The organism is Glutamicibacter sp. MCAF14 (assembly GCF_052114325.1).
GTDB lineage: Bacteria > Actinomycetota > Actinomycetes > Actinomycetales > Micrococcaceae > Glutamicibacter > Glutamicibacter arilaitensis.
In genome coordinates this window covers 18,826-36,373 of record NZ_JBFREO010000006.1, presented here as the reverse complement: position 1 = coordinate 36,373, position 17,548 = coordinate 18,826, and the positions used below count along the sequence as shown (strand labels likewise).

The following is a 17,548-nucleotide window of genomic DNA, read 5'->3' as shown; positions in this document are numbered from 1 at the left end:
TCAGCTCTGTACTTGCTCCGCTCGGCGCGGAAGCAACAGCCGAGGCAAAACCAGTAGCAAGAACAGCGTCACCACGGTCAGACCGCCACCGACCCAAGCAGCGATGTGCCAGCCGAAGAGCACCTGCAGCACAAACCAGACACAGCCGGAGACCAGCAATCCCACTCCGATGCCGACGATCTTCAAAATAATATGTCCCAGGCTCACGGTTTGTTCCTTGAGCCGTTGCCCGAAGAAGTACCGGTGCACGGCGACCGGCGTAATCATGAGCAAAATTAGCAGGGTCGCGGCCACGAGCAACACGATGTACACCACTTCATCGACGGTGCCCAGAATTTCGAATCTGGCTTGGAAGGGCAGAACGACTAAGAACGCGGCCAGGACTTGCACTCCGGTTTGCATGACACGTAATTCCTGGAGCAGTTCATTCCATTGGCGGTGGGCAGCACCATCGCTGGTGTCGGGGTGAGAGCGGGTGATCATGATCTTTCTCCTTGGCACAGGACCAGCAGGCAGCTGGTGCCTCCGGTGGACTCAGACTATGCCAAGCAACAGTGAAGCAGGCAAGAGGCTCCTAGTCGGCATCAAGCTAAATCGTCGGTGCCCGGCAGTACATTGGTAAATCCAGCTGCAGCCGAATGAGGGAGGAAGAGATGCAACAAGATCACTTCACAGGTGGAAACTTAGATGTCTGGTCCATGCCCAGCGCCGGAATGTCCTGGTGCGAATGCGGTCAGGACCATGAGCTCACAGCAGCCATCGTGTACAAATTCATTGTGGAAGCAGGCTATGAACCGCGCCAGCGATTGACGCATGGACAGCTGGCGGATGTCATTGCCTACGTATGGAAATACTCTGAGGTTTGCCGTTTTTTCCATCTTGCTGTGGAACAGGCAGCCAAGCTGGTCCACGGGAAGGTGGATAAGACCTATCCTTTGGGCCATAGCGTCGACATCATCGGCTACTTCTCGAAAACTTGGCAGGGTTGCCCCGACGCCGCCTGCCAAGGCGGGGAATCATGAAGGATCTCTGAGTCCAATTGAGCCGATGCGTCATGGACGTATAGTGTGAGGAAGATGAACAGCTTTGCACGGGAAGAGGGTAAGGGCCGGCACGATGGTTTCATCCATGTGCGTGGAGCCAACGAGAACAACCTGCAGAACGTTGAAGCGCGTATTCCGCGCGATTCCATTGTGGCCTTCACCGGTGTTTCAGGTTCGGGGAAATCATCTTTGGCTTTCGGCACCATTTTTGCTGAGTCCCAGCGGCGATTCCTCGAATCTGTAGCTCCCTACGCGCGTCGACTCATCGCCCAGGGCCACACTCCCAAAGTCGAATTCATTTCCGGCTTGCCACCCGCGGTGGCCTTGCAGCAACGCCGTGGTGCCGCCAGCTCCCGGTCAACGGTGGGTACACTGACCACCCTTTCCAATTCGGTGCGCATGCTGTTTTCCCGTGCTGGTTCATATCCGCAAGGCGCACCGCGGCTGGACTCCGATGCGTTTTCCACCAACACCGCTGTTGGTGCATGCCCAGTGTGCCATGGAGTGGGAACAGTGCATTCAGTCAGCGAGAAGTCGCTGGTTCCCGACCCGACCTTGAGCATCCGCGACGGGGCCATAGCCGCCTGGCCGGGTGCATGGCAGGGCAAGAACCTGCGCGATATCACCACGCACCTCGGCTACGACATCGATGTCCCGTTCCAAACCTTGCCTGAAGAAACCAGGCAGTGGCTGTTGTTCACCGAGGACCAGCCGGTAGTTGAGGTAACACCTGAGCGCGACCGCGTTGCCAAGCCATACAAGGGGCGGTTCTGGAGTGCCGAACGCTATGTGCGACATACGGTGGCCACCTCGAAGAGCGAAAATCTGCGGGCCAAGGCTTTGGCCTTCATGCATTCGCAGGACTGCCCGGAATGTGCTGGCACCGGGTTCCGCCCAGATGCACTGCAAGTCAGCTTTTCCGGGCTGAATATCTCCGAATTCAATGCCAAGCCATTGCAATTCTTAGCTGAGCTCTTGCGTCCCTTCGCCGTTCCAGCCGAAGAAGAAGCCCAGGCAGAAGTCATCAGCACCATCAGCACGGACTTGCTGGCCAGAATCGAAGTACTGGTGGAACTTGGATTGGGCTACCTCAGCCTGGATCGATCCACCCCGACCTTGTCGCCTGGTGAAATGCAGAGATTGCGCATTGCCACCCAGCTGCGGGCAGGACTGTTCGGCGTGATCTATGTGCTCGACGAGCCTTCGGCAGGGTTGCACCCAGCCGATGTGCAGCCGTTGATCGAAGTGCTTTCCGCGCTGAAGGCGGAAGGCAACTCGGTGTTCGTCGTGGAGCACAATATGGATGTTGTCAGCCGTGCCGAATGGATTGTGGATGTCGGGCCGGGTGCCGGCAGCGGTGGCGGACAGGTGCTCTATAGCGGTGAAGTTCAAGGACTTGCACAGGTCGAGAGGTCAGTGACGCGTAGATTCCTGGAACCCGGACCAGCTCCGCACCGAGAATTGCGCACAGCCAAGGAATGGCTGGAACTGGATGGCGTGAACCTGCACAACTTGGTAGATGTTCATGCTTCCTTCCCCTTGGGCACCTTCTGCTCGGTGACCGGTGTCTCCGGTTCGGGAAAATCCAGTCTGGTGTCCGTTGCCTTGGCGCAAGGTGCTGGGGGATTGGCGTTGGCTGAGTCCGAAGAACAGGAGGATGCCGCGCAGCGTGCGGTGATTGCCCAAGCGCGAGGCGCGGAACAGGTCAACCGCGTGGTCCTGATGGATCAGAAGCCCATTGGGCGAACCCCGCGGTCAAACGTGGCCACGTATACGGGCTTGTTCGACGCGGTGCGCAAGGCGTTTGCCGAGCTGCCGCTGTCCAAGGAACGCGGCTACAGCGCTGGACGGTTCTCGTTCAACGTCGCAGGCGGCCGGTGTGAAAATTGTCTGGGCGAGGGCTTCTTGGAGATCGAGCTGCTGTTCCTGCCAGGTACTTATGGGCCATGCCCGCAATGCCACGGCACCCGCTACAACCAGCAGACACTTGAAGTTGAATATGCCGGGAAGAACATTGCCCAAATCCTGGAGCTGAGCGTCAATGAAGCCGAAGAATTCCTAGCGGATATTCCCGCCGCTGCCCGGGCCTTGGCCACGCTGCGGGAAGTTGGCCTTGGATACCTGCAACTGGGGCAACCGGCCACTGAAATGTCTGGCGGCGAGGCCCAACGCATCAAGCTGGCTACCGAGCTGCAACGCCAGCGCCGTGGGCATACCCTCTACCTGCTCGATGAGCCAACCACCGGACTGCACCCAGCGGACGTGCAACTGCTGATTTCGCAGTTGCAACAACTCGTTGACCAGGACAATACCGTGATTGTCGTGGAGCACCATATGGATGTGGTGGCCGCTAGCGACTGGGTGATAGACCTGGGGCCTGCCGGCGGGGACGGCGGCGGACGGATTGTCGCTGCTGGAACACCTGCCCAGGTGGCGCAAAACGAGGCCAGCCGAACCGCGCAATATCTTGCGCGTCGACTGGCCTCGTAGCCGCAGTTCTAGTCGCTGTGCAGCAGTGCGTGCGGAGGAGTCTGCACGCCTTCTGCCACTGCTTCTGCAGGATCATCTCCGAGGTGGATGATCTTGTTATCGGCATCCACATGCACTACCGAAGGAACGTAGTTGCGGGCTTCTGCATCTTCCATCTGCGCGTAGCTGATCAAGATCACCAAGTCGCCGGGGTGCACCAAGTGCGCGGCGGCACCGTTGATGCCAATGACACCGCTGCCTGGCTCGCCGGCAATAGTGTAGGTCTCCAGGCGTGCGCCGTTGGTGATGTCCACGATGCTCACTAGTTCTCCAGGCAGGATATCCGAGGCTTCGAGCAGCTCGGAGTCCACGGTGACCGAACCTACGTAGTGCAGGTCCGCCTGGGTGACAGTTGCCCGGTGGATCTTGGACTTGAACATGGTGCGTTGCATTAGCCGATTCTTTCACACGAGGTATGGGGTTTCCCGGTATCCAAGTTTACGCCTCTTGTTCGAATCTTCTCGAGCTGCGCGAACCAATGCGCATGTATGGGTTGAATCCCTAGTTGGGCAGGTGGGCTTGGAGCACGCGATGAACCTGGCCGGTGGCCAGCAATTCGTCGGCGGCTTCCAGCTCAGCGGAAAGGAAACGGTCTTCGCCCGGGCCTTGGACCTTGGTGCGCAACAGCTCCAGAACATCCGAGGTTGCCGGGCCTGGCTGCAATGGCTTGCGCAGGTCCAAAGCGCGGCCGGCGATCAGCATTTCAACGGCCAGGATGCGGCGCAAGTTGGCAACCGAGGTGCGCAGCTTGCGTGCTGCATGCCAGCCTAGCGAAACGTGGTCTTCTTGCATGGCCGAGGATGGGATGGAGTCCACGCTGGCCGGAACAGCCAAGCGCTTGTTCTCTGCGACCAAACCCGCCTGGGTGTATTGGGCGATCATCATGCCCGAGTCCACGCCCGGATCATCAGCAAGGAAGGCTGGCAGGTCGCGGGAACGCGCAGGGTCCAGCATACGGTCGGTACGGCGCTCTGCGATGGATCCCAGATCAGCCACGGCGATGGCCAAGAAGTCCAAGACGTACGCCACCGGGGCACCGTGGAAGTTGCCGTTCGAGGTGACTTCGCCAGAGGGCAGCACGACCGGGTTATCGATGGTTGCTGCCAGTTCGCGGGTCGCAACCAAGCGGGCGTGTGCGATGGTGTCGCGTACCGCCCCGGTGACCTGCGGGGAGCAACGCAGCGAGTAGGCGTCCTGAACGCGGCCATCGCCTTCGCGGTGCGAAGCGACGATAGGGGAGTCGGCAAGGAAGGCAAACATATTTGCTGCGCTGCGGCCCTGTCCCGGGTGTGGGCGCAGCGGCTCATGCAGCTGCGAACGGAAGACCTGATCGGTGCCCAGCTGGGCTTCAACGCTCATCGCAGCGGTGGCATCAGCAATGTCGGTGAGCTCTTCTAAATCAGCAAGGGCCATCAGCAACTGGCCGAGCATGCCGTCGGTGCCGTTGACCAGTGCCAGCCCTTCCTTCTCAGCCAGCTCCACAGGGACCAGTCCCGCTTCAGCAAATAGCTCGGGAACCGGGCGCTGCACGCCATCACGGTCCGTGGCCTCGCCTTCACCCATCAGTACCAGGGCGCAGTGGGACAGTGGTGCCAGATCTCCGGAGCAGCCCAGCGAACCGTATTCGCGCACTACCGGAGTGATCCCCGCATTGAGCAGTCCAACCATTGTTTCCAGAACTACCGGGCGCACGCCGGTGCGGCCCGAAGCCAAGGTCTTGGCGCGCAGGAACATCAGGGCGCGGACTACTTCGCGTTCAACGGGGTTTCCCATGCCAGCCGCGTGCGAACGGATCAGCGACCGCTGCAGCTTGGCGCGGTCTTCAGGAGCGATATGGCGGGTGGCCAACGCGCCAAAGCCGGTGGAGATGCCGTAGACCGGGGTGTCGGCTGAAGCCAGCGCATCGATATGCGCGCGGACACTGGCCAGCTCTGCGAGCACCTGCGGCGCAATATTGATCTGTGCCTCGTGCCGGGCTACCGCGATGACGTCATCGGCGGTGGCGCCTGCTAGGTCCAGGGTCACCTGAGGGGAAGTAGCCATGATTCTCAATCCGTTCTCTGCACTGCAAGGAGGTCTTTAGTCTCCATTGTTCGGGAGAACAATTTGATTCGTTACTGTAATCCACACCAACTGTCTGAAATGACAGACAAAGATCTCCGGATAAAGAAGAACGGCCGTGATTGCGACTTTGCCGCAGCAGGACCATTCAAAGCTCGGGGACTTAGAAGGTGATGCCTTCGAAGGCACCTTGGCCGAATTTGTTGGACGAACCGTTATCGGTGACCTTGGTGTTCTCATTGAGGGAAGCCGCGGAATTGCCGACACCGCTGAAGGTCACCTGCTTGATGTTCTTCACCGCTGCAACGTTCCCAATACCGGTGATCTCAAGGTTCGTGATGTGCGGGGCAATGATCATGTTCGCCGTGCCGGAGATACTCACGTTCTTGCAGTTGCCGACAAGCTTAAGCGTCAGACCCATCTCGACGATGTCCATGCCATCGGTGCACTTGGTCTCGGTGGCCTCTGTTTCGAGGAAATCATAGACGGACTGGAATGAGCTGTCCGCAGGTGCCTTGGGAACATTGGGGCTCGCGGTCGAGACGCCTTCTGAAGCCTTGGGGCTTGGCGTGACACTGCCTTCGACAGGTCCGGAATTCTCCGGCTGTGAGGCATTGGAGCTAGAAGCTTCCGTCGGTTCCTCTGCGCTCTCGATGCTCATGCAGCCAGCCAATGAAACGGCCAGTAGTCCTGCTGCGAATGGAGCAGCGCCAAGTCTGGTGATTTTTGAGAACATTTTCTTCCTGTCTTCCCCGGTGTCCCGCAAAACCAGCGGCATGGGACTTGCTTCCATTCTCCGCTGTCTAGGGAGAAAATGCACAAAACAGGTGAGTGAAAAGACGCTCGTTAGCGCTGGCTGGAAGCTACCGCCATGCGAACGCAAAGCAGGTTTCAAGTTCTGGTGCTTGATTGAGAACAGGCCTATCCCGTGCGAATCAGTATGAAAGCGCGTTGACCGCGCCTTCACCCCCGACGTATCGGGGGTGAAGCGACGGCGTTGTGTTGAGCTAAAACTACGTTGACTCGTGTGAAGCCAACCAGCACGTAGCCTCGGTTGAAAATGGCGAATGGGCTAGGGGCTAGAAGCCTTCGTTCTGTTCCGATTCGCCGAAGTCTTCTTCGATTCCTCCGCCGAAGTTGCCCTGTTCGGACTGCTGGGAGTTGTTGTAGCTGTCCTGTTCCTGGTCTCCGCTGAAGTTGCCCTGTTCGGACTGCTGGGAGTTGTTGTAGCTGTCCTGTTCTCCACCGCCACCGAAGGACTGTTCGTTTGCGCCAGATGATCCCTGACCCTGGCTCTCAAAACCGCCATGGTCTTCAGCTTCGTTGTTGTTGAAGTTACCGAACTGCTCGTTTGCGTTCTGCTCAGACATGTTGTCCTCCGTTGGGTGATCGGTGGATCTTGACGTCACCCACGCTATGCACCGTGATAACTGTCGAACAAGGAATAGTGGGCCTTAATCGGGTTCTCTGAGCACCTGGCAATCCAGGATTTGCATAGTGTTCACGATTCTTGGAGGTTTGCGGAATGCGTTTGGAAGTGACCCTCAAATGCAAGAGACCTTTCGGAATTCTCGGCATGAAGCAGGGGAGTACGAAAACCTCCAGATGCCTGCCAACAATTGCCTGGAAAAGTAGGCGCGCGGAGGTTCAGCAGAGATCTCACACGTTCGTTCACAATGCTTGGGCTGCCACTGTCTTGCCGGGCCAACTCAGTACTACCTGTGTGTTGCCCGAAAGAAATGGCCGGCGGATCGGAATCATGGGTCCAAGTAGATAGTGTCGGAATCAGGACACAAAGATGTCGTGCCCCAAGCGTCCAGAACAACGTAAGGAGAAGCAATGGCCAGTTCGAAGAAAACTCCAGCAAAGAAAACCGATCGCGAAAACGCAGAAAACGGTTTCGTGGCTCCAGAAGTGTTGCGCGAGTCCTTGCAAACGGTGCTTATCCAGCTGCTGGATCTGCAACTGGTAGGCAAGCAAATCCACTGGAATGTCGTCGGTCCCAACTTCCGCGACCTGCACCAGAACCTTGACGAAATCGTGGACATCGCACGCCGCGGTTCGGACGAAATTGCGGAGCGAATGCGCGCCTTGCACGCTACCCCGGATGGGCTGGCAGCGACGGTAACGAAGTACACGAAGCTCGAGCAGCCGGTGAATACCGAAATCCTCACCACCAATGCAGTGGACATGGTGGTCAAGGCCCTGCAGACCACCGTGGCGGTTATGCGCGAAGTCCACGATCCAGTGGACGAGGCGGATCCAACCACCGCCGATATCCTGCACCAGTACATTGCAGATCTGGAGCAGCAGGCCTGGTTCATCAGCGCGGAAACGCGCAAGCCCTAAGGTATGCCAGCACGATCCCGGAAATAGTTAAATAGCTTGAGGCGCCATTGACATGGCGCCTCAAGCTATTTTAAGGGTGCTACTTCTTCGGTGCAGCCATCGGGATGCGCACGCCACGTTCAGCGGCAACCTCAGATGCCCGTTCGTAGCCGGCATCCACGTGGCGGATGACGCCCATGCCCGGGTCATTGGTCAGCAGCGCTTCCAGCTTCGCGGCAGCCAACTCGCTGCCGTCAGCCAGGGAAACCTGGCCTGCGTGGATGGAACGGCCCATGCCTACGCCGCCGCCGTGGTGGATCGAGACCCATGAGGCGCCGGAACTGGCTGCCGTCAAGGCGTTCAGCAGCGGCCAGTCTGCCACAGCGTCGGTGCCGTCCTTCATGGCTTCGGTCTCACGGTAAGGCGATGCCACCGAGCCGGAGTCCAAGTGGTCGCGGCCGATCACGATCGGGGCAGAGACCTTGCCGTCAGCGACCAGCTGGTTGAATAGCAGGCCTGCCTTGTGGCGCTCGCCGTAACCCAGCCAGCAGATGCGTGCTGGCAGGCCTTCGAACTCGACGTGCTGCTGGGCGGCATCCAGCCAGCGGTGCAGGTGCTCGTTTTCCGGGAACAATTCCTTCAGTGCCTGGTCGGTGACCTTGATGTCCTCTGGGTCTCCGGACAGGGCGACCCAGCGGAATGGGCCCAGGCCCTCGCAGAATAGCGGACGGATGTAGGCCGGAACGAAGCCGGGGAATTCGAACGCACGGTTGAACCCGCCCTTGCGTGCTTCGTCGCGGATCGAGTTTCCGTAGTCGAAGACCTCTGCGCCGGCATCCTGGAAGCCAACCATGGCTTCCACATGGGCGGCCATGGCGGCCTGGGCCTTCTTGGTGAAACCCGCCGGATCGGCTTCGGCCTCAGCATGCCACTGCTCCATGGTGTATTCCACCGGCAAGTAGCTCAGCGGATCGTGCGCGCTGGTCTGGTCGGTGACGATGTCGAAGGTGAATTCTCCGGCTTCGTGGCGCTTGAGCAGTGCCGGGAAGACCTCGGCGGCGTTGCCGGCGTAGCCTACAGACAGTGGGCGGCCTTCGGCCTTGGCTGCCAGGACCTTCTCCAGTGCCTTGTCCAGATCCAATTCCACCTCATCGAGGTAGCGCTTGGATGCGCGGCGGCGCAGGCGGGTTTCATCAACGTCAACGATCAGTACCGCACCGCCGTTGAGCGTTACGGCCAACGGCTGGGCGCCGCCCATGCCGCCGCATCCGCCGGTGAGGGTCAAGGTGCCGGCCAGAGAACCGTTGAAGCGCTTTTCGGCGATGGCTGCGAAGGTTTCATAGGTGCCCTGCAAGATGCCCTGGGTGCCGATGTAGATCCAGGATCCGGCGGTCATCTGGCCGTACATCATCAGGCCTTCAGCTTCGAGCTCGCGGAAGTGCTCCCAATTGGCCCAGTCGCCTACGAGGTTCGAGTTGGCGATCAGCACACGCGGTGCCCACTTGTTGGTCTTGAAGACACCGACGGGCTTGCCGGACTGGACCAGCAAGGTTTCATTTTCCTCGAGGTCCTTGAGGGTTTCGACAATCGCGTCGAAGGCTTCCCATGAGCGGGCGGCCTTGCCGGTGCCGCCATAGACCACCAGATCTTCAGGGCGCTCGGCAACTTCTGGGTCCAAGTTGTTCATCAGCATGCGCAGCGGGGCTTCGGTGGCCCAGGACTTGGCATTCAGTTCGGTGCCGCGCGGGGCGCGGACAACACGTGGTTCGTGGCTCATGGCAATTCCTTAGAATGTAACGTAGCTAACTAGTTCCATCATTGGTGATTGGCCATGGGTTGGATACCGCGAATTGCGCAGAGCTGTCCGGTATCTCAGAAACGGGTGAATTCCGGGATCCTTCCGGCTCCTAGCTGGCGGAGATCAGGGCAAGTGCGCTGCGCTCGATTGCCGCCGGGCTCAGGGCCTGGTTGATGGCGATCATGCTCGCCCCGCGCAGGGCTCCGACCTCCCAGCTGAGAGAGGTGCGGATCTGCAGATGCTGGGTGGAAAGCGGAGCCCCGCGCTGGTAAACCACTTCGCGGATGCCGGCCAGCAGATGTTCTCCGGCAGCCGAGATGCGCCCGCCAACTACTATCAGCGACGGATTGAGCAGGCTCACGCTGGCAGCCAGTACTTCGCCCAAGTCCCGGCCTGCCTGGCGCACTGCGTGGATGGCTTGGATGTTCCCCGAATTCACCAGGGCGACCACGTCGGTGTTGCTGTGGGCTTCGATGCCCTGTTCACGCAGGGCGGTGGCGATCTTAGGTCCGGCGGCCACCGCTTCAAGGCAGCCTTCATTTCCGCAGTGGCAGAAGATGCCATCGCCGCGGCGGATGCGCACGTGCCCGATATCGCCCGCGGTGCCCTGGGCTCCGCGTTGGAGCAGGCCTCCGGAGATGATCCCTGAGCCGATGCCGGTTGCAAGCTTGACGAAGATGAAGTCCTCGCTGCCGGTTTCCAACTGGTCCTTCTCGCCAATGGCCATCAGGTTCACGTCATTGTCCACGACAACCAGTGCATCCAGGTGCTGCTGGAACCATGCAGGGATATCGAAGCCGTCCCATCCAGGCATGATGGGCGGATTGGCCGGGCGGCCGGTCTCGAAGTTCACCGGTCCGGGCACTCCCATGCCGATGGCGATGATATCCTCGCGGGTGCGCTGCTGCGAAGCCAGCAGTTCATCGGCCAGCACCAATGCGGACTCCAAGATCGCCACCGGACCGTCGGCAAAGGAAATGGGTAACTGGGATTGCGCCACCAAGGTGGGAGACAGGTCAGTCAGTGCCACGCGCAGGTGGCTGGCTCCCAAGTCGATGGCCAGGATCAGGCGGGCATCGGGGAGCAGGGCAAGGCGTTGCGGAGGGCGGCCGCCGGTGGAAGCGCCATCGGTGATGGTGCCGATCAGGCCAAGGCTGATGAGCACGTCGAGGCGTTCTTGCAGGGTGGAACGGGCCATCCCGGTTAGTGCGGCAAGGTCGGTGCGGCTGTGCGCGGCACCGTCCATGAATAGCTGCAGTACGTCTCCTGCGCCACTGGCGCCGCGGGCGAACTGCAGGCTTCGGGGGCTCGAAGGATTGGCCATGAACCCAGTAAAACACAGTGGAGGAGGAGAATCCCAAACACTTTAGAAGAATGTCGACATACTTCTATTGACTATCGACAAAAGTAGAACTAGTCTCGATGTGTGATGCAAGTCATGAACATCTGGATCGTACCCACCACTTCTTTCAGGAGACACCTTTGCCTGCCCACGACCTTTCAATCCAGCTGTACACGCTGCGCGAGCACATCGCCGAAGACCTGCCCTCGACCCTCGAACGCGTAGCGGACATCGGCTACACCCAGGTTGAGCCGTACAGCTTCGTGGCCCGCGCTGACGAATACGCCCAGGCGCTGGCCAAGAACAACCTGAGCGCGCCCACCGCACACGCGCCGCTGCTCTCATCGGACTTCGACGAGGTCTTCGCCGCGGCCAGCAAGCTGGGCATCAGCACCGTGATCGATCCGTTCATCCCCGCCGAGCACTGGCAGGACGCCGAGTCCATCCGAGCCACCGCACAGAAGCTGAACGAAGCCTCCCGCCGAGGCGCCGAATACGGGATCAAGGTCGGCTACCACAACCACGACTGGGAAATCTCCAGCAAGATCAACTCCACGACAGCCCTGGAATACTTCGCCAGCCTGCTGGATCAGGAAGTGGTCCTGGAAATCGACACCTACTGGGTGGCCGTGGGCGGCGCGGATGTGCTCCAGCTGCTTGAAGCACTGGCACCAAGGGTCATCGCCTTGCATATCAAGGACGGACCGAAATCCAAGAACCACAAGGAACAAGTGCCGGTAGGCAGCGGCTCCATGCCCATTGACCAGATCATCCAGGCCACCCAAGGCATGCTGCATGTGGTGGAACTCGACGACTTTGCAGGCGATATCTTCCAGGCCGTCTCAGCGAGCCGCGCCTACCTCGTAGCAGAAAAGAACTAGGGCATATGGAATCTCAGAATCAGCCAACCGGCGTGGGCATTGTCGGAGCCGGAACCATCAGCGACCAGTACCTTGAGAACCTCACCGCGTTCCCGGATCTGGCCGTGCGCTTCATCGCCGACCTCGACACCGAACGCGCCGCCATCCAAGCCGATAAATGGTCCGTCGCCCACTCGGGGACCTATGAGGAATTGCTGGCTCGCGAGGATATCTCGATCGTGGTGAACCTGACCATCCCGGCAGTGCACGTGGAGGTAGCGCTGCAAGCAGTTGCCGCCGGCAAGCACGTCTGGGGAGAAAAGCCCTACGCGCTGGACCGCGAATCGGGACGTGCCCTGGCACAGGCGGCTGAAGCAGCAGGAGTCCGCATCGCCGTGGCGCCGGATACGATCCTGGGCGCAGGAATCCAAACCGGCTTGCGGCAGATTGAAAGCGGCGCCATCGGCACCCCGCTCACCGGACTGGCCATCTTCCAAGGACCGGGCCCCGAATCCTGGCACCACAGCCCCGAGTTCCTCTTCGCCAACGGCGCAGGACCACTCTTCGATTTGGGACCCTACTACCTGAGCACCCTGGTGCGCGTCTTCGGACCGGTGGCCAAGGTCGCCGCACTGGGATCACAGGCTCTCGCGCAGCGGGTCATCGGTTCCGGACCCAAGGCCGGAACCAGCTTCCCGGTTGAGGTTTCAACCCATGTCAGCGCGTTGCTGCACTTCGAATCAGGTGCCAGCGCCCAATGCATCTTCAGCTTCGACTCGAAGCTCAAGCGTGCCGGGTTCGTCGAGATCTCGGGAACAGAGGGTACCGCGCAGCTCTCGGACCCCAATGAGTTCAGCGGCGATACCATCTTGCACCTAGCCGACCAGGAACAGCGTGTTATCGCTGCCGAAGGCTCGGAGTATGGACGCGGCACCGGCGTTGCCGAACTGGCCCAAGCCATCCGCGAAGGACGCAAGGAACGCGTACCTGGCGAACTGGCATTCCACGTCCTGGACATCATGGTCTCCGCCGCAGAAGCCATCGAATTCGGAACCTTCATCGAGGTCACTTCGAGCGTAGAACCCGTCGCGCTGCTGGACCCGGCCTGGGATCCTTCAGCTCCGGGCATCCTGGCCTGACAGCACCACCCTTTACAGCACCACCCGCACCTGAAAAGGAATCATCATGTCTGCACGAATTTCCAAGGGCAAGCTCACCCGCTTCGCCGCCATCACCTCCATCGCGGCCCTCTCGCTCAGCGCGCTGGCCGCCTGCTCCAGCACCGACTCGGCCTCCGGATCGGAAGAAGCTAGTGGAACCATCACCTACTGGGCTTCGAACCAGGGCAGCTCGGTGACCCAGGATGAAGAGATCCTGGGCGAATCGATCAAGCGGTTCACCGAGGAAACCGGCATCGAGGTGGAACTCGAAGTGGTTCCATGGGCTGATCTGTACAACCGCATCCTCACCGCGGTCTCCAGCGGCGAAGGCCCGGACGTGCTGAATATCGGCAACACCTGGGCCACCACCTTGCAGGCCAGTGGCGCCTTCGTCCCATTTGAAGGCGAAGCGCTGGAAGCTGTCGGCGGAGGCGAGAAATTCGTGCCGGCAGCCCTTGCCACCGGCGGTGCCGCCGGCCAGGCACCAACCTCGCTGCCGTTGTACTCCATGGCCTACGGCATGTACTACAACACCAAGATGTTTGAAGAAGCAGGCATCAAGGAAGCACCTAAGACCTGGGATGAATTCCTGGCCACCGCCAAGAAGTTGACCAAGGACACCGACGATGACGGCAAGATCGACCAGTACGGCTTCGCCTTGGCTGGCCAGCGTACCGCCAATAACGCGCACGCCGCCTTCATCCTGGGCATGCAAAACGGCGGCGAGCTGTACACCGAAGACGGCAAGCCGGACTTCACCAATGATGGGGTTGTCGCCGGTGTGAACGACTGGATCCAGTTGATGGGCGAGGAAGGCGTGGTCTCCAAGTCCAACGCCGAAATCAACGACGGCTCGGTTCTGCCCGGCGAGGTCATGGACGGCAACGCCGCGATGTTCTTCGACCAGGCACCGGGCAAGAGCTTCAACGCAGCTGACTTCAAGGACTACGCGATGGCCCCGATTCCGCTGAAGAACGCCGATGCCACCGGCCCCGAAGCCACCCAGTCGCTGGTCGCGGGAATCAACGTGTCGGTCTTCGAGAATTCCGATAACAAGGATGCCGCCTTGGAATTCGTGAACCACCTGCTCAGCGTCGATGAGCAGAAGAAGCTGAATGCCAAGTACACCTCGCTGCCATCGGTCACCGAAGCTTTTGACGACCCGGCATTCGACACCCCGGAACAGCAGTCCAAGAAGGACATCCTGGCCAATAACGCAGCCCCGATGCCGTTGTTCCCTACCGAAGGCCAGATGGAATCCCTCGTAGGTGAAGCCATCGCCAAGCAATTCGCCAGGATTGCCCAGGGCGAAAAGGTCGCTGAGGAAGACGTTCGCAAGGCACTGGAAGACGCTCAGAAGCAGATGCCAGCTAGCTAGCGCCCCGAGAGACGTTGCACTGGCCGCGGGAGCGTACCTCCTTGTGCTCCCGCGGCCAGCTGCAGCACCCCCATTCGTCTTCACGAAAGGAGCGGAAATGTCGGCGCCAGCCCAGACACCGCCTCGAATCAGCGAACCGCCCAAGCCCCAAAAGGCCGCCAAAGCGATCAAGCGCAGCTTCATCAAGCGCGACCGCTTTTTCCCCTACGCACTCTCAGCTCCCGCAGCATTCCTTGAACTGCTCATCCACATCATCCCGATGCTGCTTGGCGTATGGATTGCCTTCCTCTCGCTGACCCAGTTCTCCATTGCCAACTGGGTCAAGGCCCCATTCATCGGACTGCAGAACTTCGCCACCGCCCTGGACCCCAACGGTCCGATCGGCTCCCAGTTCTTCGATGCCCTGGGCCGGACCTTCCTGTTCACCATCTTGGTTGTGGGGATCGCCTGGAGCCTGGGCATCTTCGCTGCGGTACTGCTGGCATCCAAATTCCGCAGCAACGGATTCTTCCGAACCCTCTTCCTCGTGCCTTATGCACTACCAAGCTATGTCACCACCATCGCCTGGGCATTCATGTTCAACCAGCGCGATGGCATGGTCAACCGCTTCCTGGTCGAAGACCTCGGAATTCTCGATGAGGGCCCCTTCTGGCTGCTGGGATCGAATTCCTTCTTCGTCATGGTGGTCGTCGCCGTCTGGCAGTTCTGGCCTTTCGCCTTCCTGATGCTGCTCGCGGCACTGCAGTCCATTCCCACTGAGGTCTATGAAGCGGCTTCCTTGGATGGGGCCAGCTTGTGGAAACAGTTCACCAGCATCACCCTGCCGATGATCAAGCACGCCAATGTGGTGTTGCTGCTGATGCTGGGCCTGTGGGTGTTCAACCAGTTCGATATCCCGTACCTGCTCTTCGGTCCGGTATCTCCGGAAGAAGCAACCCTGATCTCGCCTTTGATCTACCAGCAGTCCTTCAACAACTGGAACTTCGGCGTGGGCGGTGCCCTGAGCGTCATCTTGCTCATTGCCCTGCTGATCGTCTCAGCGTTCTACATCCGCCTTGTCATGCCGAAGGGAAAGAACATCGATGATTGAGACCCGCGGCTTGCGCATCCTTCGAGTTTTCGGACTGGCCTTCATCACCCTGATCATCGTGTTGCCGCTCTATGTTGTGCTCACAACGTCCATCAAACCGCTCAAGGACGTGCGCGGCGCCTTCGAATGGATCCCCTCGCAAATCACGCTGACCCCGTACCTGGATATCTGGACTACAGTGCCGCTGGGCAAGTACTTCGCCAACTCGCTGATCGTCACCATCAGTGCCACCATCCTGTCGGTATCCATCGCGATCCTGGCCGCGTATGCGCTTTCGCGCTTCGACTTCCGCGGTGCACGCACCTTCCGGCTGATCGTGCTTTCCACCCAGATGTTCCCCGGCATCCTGTTCCTGCTGCCACTGTTCTTGATCTTCACCCAACTGGAACGTGCGGTGGGACTGCAGCTGAATGGAACCTATCTGGGGCTGATCGTCACTTATATGACGTTCTCCCTGCCTTTCTCCATCTGGATGCTAACTGGATTCTTTGCCTCCATGCCCAAGGAATTGGAAGAAGCTGCCATGGTTGATGGCCTAGGCCGGCTCGGTGCACTGGTTAAGGTGGTCCTACCGGTGGCACGTCCCGGCATCATCGCGGTGTCGGTCTACTGCTTCATCACTTCTTGGAGCGAAGTGCTCTTTGCCAGTGTGCTCACCAATTCGGACACCAGAACGCTGTCCATCGGCTTGCAGGCCTATGCCTCGCAAACTGATGTGTACTGGAACCAGATGATGGCCGCTTCAGTGGTTGTCTCCATTCCGGTGCTGGTTGGTTTCCTCTTTGCCCAAAGACATCTGGTCGCAGGCTTGTCCTCCGGCGCGGTCAAGTAAGAACAGACAAGGAATTACATGTCTCAGTTGAACAGCCAGCAGGCCGCCCCGGCGATGCAAGAGCTGAAGGTCGGCATCATCGGCGGCGGGTTCATGGCCCGCACCCACGCCGATGCGATCCGCAGGGCAGGCGCCCAGCTCATCGGGGTGCGCTCCAATGGAGAGCAATCCACCCAGCGTGCGGCAGCAGCACTGGGAGTACCCGCATTTGAAAGTGTCCAAACGCTGATTGAACAGTGCGACGCCATCCACATCACCTCGCCCAACGCCCTGCATTTTGAGCAGGCAACCGCCGCGTTGGAAGCCGGAATCTCGGTAGTCTGCGAAAAGCCGTTGGCTACCAATGCCCACGACGCCAAGCAGCTAGCCGACCTGGCGGCCAGATCAACGGCAGTCGCGTCAGTGCCCTTTGTCTACCGTTTCCATCCCATGGTGCGGCAGGCCCGAGCCCACGTCCAAGAAGGAAAGCTTGGCCGCCTGCTCACCGTGCGCGGGCAGTACCTGCAGGACTGGATGCATACTGTCAGTGACAACGACTGGCGTGTTGAACCAGTCTTGGGCGGACCATCCCGGGCTTTCGCGGACATCGGTTCGCATCTGGTGGACTTGCTGGAATTCATTGCAGGAGAAAAGATTGTTCGCCTGAACGCGACGAGTTCCATAGCCCACACCCACCGCGGTGCGGTGGCAGTGGACACCGAAGATGCTGCTGCCCTGATTGTGCAGATGGCGTCCGGAGCCATCGGCACGCTGATGGTCTCGCAAGTCAATGCCGGGCGGAAGAATGCCTTGACCATTGAACTGTCTGGAGAAAAATCGGCGCTGGAATTCCAGCAGGAAAAGCCCGAAGAACTGTGGATTGGCAAGCCGGAGATCTCATCAGTCCTATCCCGCCAGGCTGCGGATTTGAGCGCCGATGCAGCACGCTTGTCGGTGGTCCCTGCCGGACACCCGATGGGTTACCTCGATGCGTTTGCCGCGTTTGTCGCCGATACCTACGCGGCGATCGCCGGGAAAGCACCCAACGGGCTGCCAACATTTGCTGACGGCGCTCGTGCCTGCCAGTTGACCGATGCCGTTTTGGAATCCACACGCACCGGAGAATGGGTTGCCACGAATGCCTGAAG

The 17,548-nt window shown here is 59.8% G+C and carries 16 protein-coding genes; 9 read left to right on the top strand and 7 right to left on the bottom strand.

What is annotated here, in order from left to right; all coding sequences use genetic code 11:
• Positions 1 to 483 (bottom strand): DUF6328 family protein, encoded by a 483-nt coding sequence (locus AB4Y71_RS13700; RefSeq protein WP_134779478.1) that lies wholly within the window; start codon positions 481 to 483, stop codon positions 1 to 3.
• Positions 484 to 653: 170 nt separating this feature from the next.
• Between AB4Y71_RS13700 and AB4Y71_RS13695 the strand changes: the two genes are divergently transcribed.
• Positions 654 to 1,022, top strand: coding sequence for a hypothetical protein (locus AB4Y71_RS13695; RefSeq protein WP_441721098.1), 369 nt, complete (start codon positions 654 to 656; stop codon positions 1,020 to 1,022).
• A 54-nt stretch (positions 1,023 to 1,076) separates the two neighbouring features.
• Positions 1,077 to 3,533, top strand: coding sequence for an ABC transporter (locus AB4Y71_RS13690; protein ID WP_441721096.1), 2,457 nt, complete (start codon positions 1,077 to 1,079; stop codon positions 3,531 to 3,533).
• A gap of 8 nt (positions 3,534 to 3,541) precedes the next feature.
• Here AB4Y71_RS13690 and panD read toward each other — a convergent pair whose 3' ends face one another.
• The 4 genes from panD to AB4Y71_RS13670 all read right to left on the bottom strand — a co-directional run bounded on the left by panD (position 3,542) and on the right by AB4Y71_RS13670 (position 7,003).
• Positions 3,542 to 3,964: an aspartate 1-decarboxylase gene (gene panD, locus AB4Y71_RS13685; protein WP_441721093.1), complete on the bottom strand. Its 423-nt coding sequence runs from the start codon at positions 3,962 to 3,964 to the stop codon at positions 3,542 to 3,544.
• Between the two features lie 109 nt (positions 3,965 to 4,073).
• Complete coding sequence (gene hutH, locus AB4Y71_RS13680; protein ID WP_441721091.1) at positions 4,074 to 5,615, bottom strand: histidine ammonia-lyase; 1,542 nt, start codon at positions 5,613 to 5,615, stop codon at positions 4,074 to 4,076.
• A gap of 181 nt (positions 5,616 to 5,796) precedes the next feature.
• Positions 5,797 to 6,426 carry a hypothetical protein gene (locus tag AB4Y71_RS13675; RefSeq protein ID WP_441721089.1) on the bottom strand — a complete coding sequence of 210 codons (630 nt, stop codon included), beginning with the start codon at positions 6,424 to 6,426 and terminating at the stop codon, positions 5,797 to 5,799.
• A 286-nt stretch (positions 6,427 to 6,712) separates the two neighbouring features.
• Positions 6,713 to 7,003, bottom strand: coding sequence for a hypothetical protein (locus AB4Y71_RS13670; RefSeq protein ID WP_441721086.1), 291 nt, complete (start codon positions 7,001 to 7,003; stop codon positions 6,713 to 6,715).
• Positions 7,004 to 7,472: 469 nt separating this feature from the next.
• On the opposite strand from AB4Y71_RS13670, the gene AB4Y71_RS13665 reads away from it, so the two are divergent.
• Complete coding sequence (locus AB4Y71_RS13665) at positions 7,473 to 7,982, top strand: Dps family protein (protein WP_013350071.1); 510 nt, start codon at positions 7,473 to 7,475, stop codon at positions 7,980 to 7,982.
• Between the two features lie 79 nt (positions 7,983 to 8,061).
• Here AB4Y71_RS13665 and hutU read toward each other — a convergent pair whose 3' ends face one another.
• Both hutU and AB4Y71_RS13655 read right to left on the bottom strand, forming a co-directional pair.
• A complete protein-coding gene (gene hutU / locus AB4Y71_RS13660; protein ID WP_441721084.1) occupies positions 8,062 to 9,738 on the bottom strand; it encodes a urocanate hydratase in 1,677 nt (558 codons plus the stop codon).
• Between the two features lie 130 nt (positions 9,739 to 9,868).
• A complete protein-coding gene (locus tag AB4Y71_RS13655) occupies positions 9,869 to 11,083 on the bottom strand; it encodes an ROK family protein (RefSeq protein ID WP_441721081.1) in 1,215 nt (404 codons plus the stop codon).
• A gap of 158 nt (positions 11,084 to 11,241) precedes the next feature.
• On the opposite strand from AB4Y71_RS13655, the gene AB4Y71_RS13650 reads away from it, so the two are divergent.
• The 6 genes from AB4Y71_RS13650 to AB4Y71_RS13625 all read left to right on the top strand — a co-directional run bounded on the left by AB4Y71_RS13650 (position 11,242) and on the right by AB4Y71_RS13625 (position 17,546).
• Positions 11,242 to 11,982 carry a sugar phosphate isomerase/epimerase family protein gene (locus tag AB4Y71_RS13650; protein ID WP_441721079.1) on the top strand — a complete coding sequence of 247 codons (741 nt, stop codon included), beginning with the start codon at positions 11,242 to 11,244 and terminating at the stop codon, positions 11,980 to 11,982.
• A gap of 5 nt (positions 11,983 to 11,987) precedes the next feature.
• Entirely contained in the window at positions 11,988 to 13,100 is a 1,113-nt protein-coding gene (locus AB4Y71_RS13645; protein WP_441721076.1) for a Gfo/Idh/MocA family protein, read from the top strand.
• 46 nt (positions 13,101 to 13,146) lie between these two features.
• On the top strand, positions 13,147 to 14,499 hold the full coding sequence (locus AB4Y71_RS13640; RefSeq protein ID WP_134779487.1) for an ABC transporter substrate-binding protein: 1,353 nt from the start codon (positions 13,147 to 13,149) through the stop codon (positions 14,497 to 14,499).
• A 97-nt stretch (positions 14,500 to 14,596) separates the two neighbouring features.
• Entirely contained in the window at positions 14,597 to 15,589 is a 993-nt protein-coding gene (locus tag AB4Y71_RS13635) for a carbohydrate ABC transporter permease (RefSeq protein ID WP_441721073.1), read from the top strand.
• Positions 15,582 to 16,421: a carbohydrate ABC transporter permease gene (locus tag AB4Y71_RS13630; protein ID WP_441721071.1), complete on the top strand. Its 840-nt coding sequence runs from the start codon at positions 15,582 to 15,584 to the stop codon at positions 16,419 to 16,421. The genes AB4Y71_RS13635 and AB4Y71_RS13630 overlap by 8 nt, the downstream gene beginning before the upstream one ends.
• Positions 16,422 to 16,439: 18 nt before the next feature.
• Positions 16,440 to 17,546, top strand: coding sequence for a Gfo/Idh/MocA family protein (locus AB4Y71_RS13625; RefSeq protein ID WP_441721068.1), 1,107 nt, complete (start codon positions 16,440 to 16,442; stop codon positions 17,544 to 17,546).
• The last annotated feature ends 2 nt before the right edge of the window (positions 17,547 to 17,548 follow it).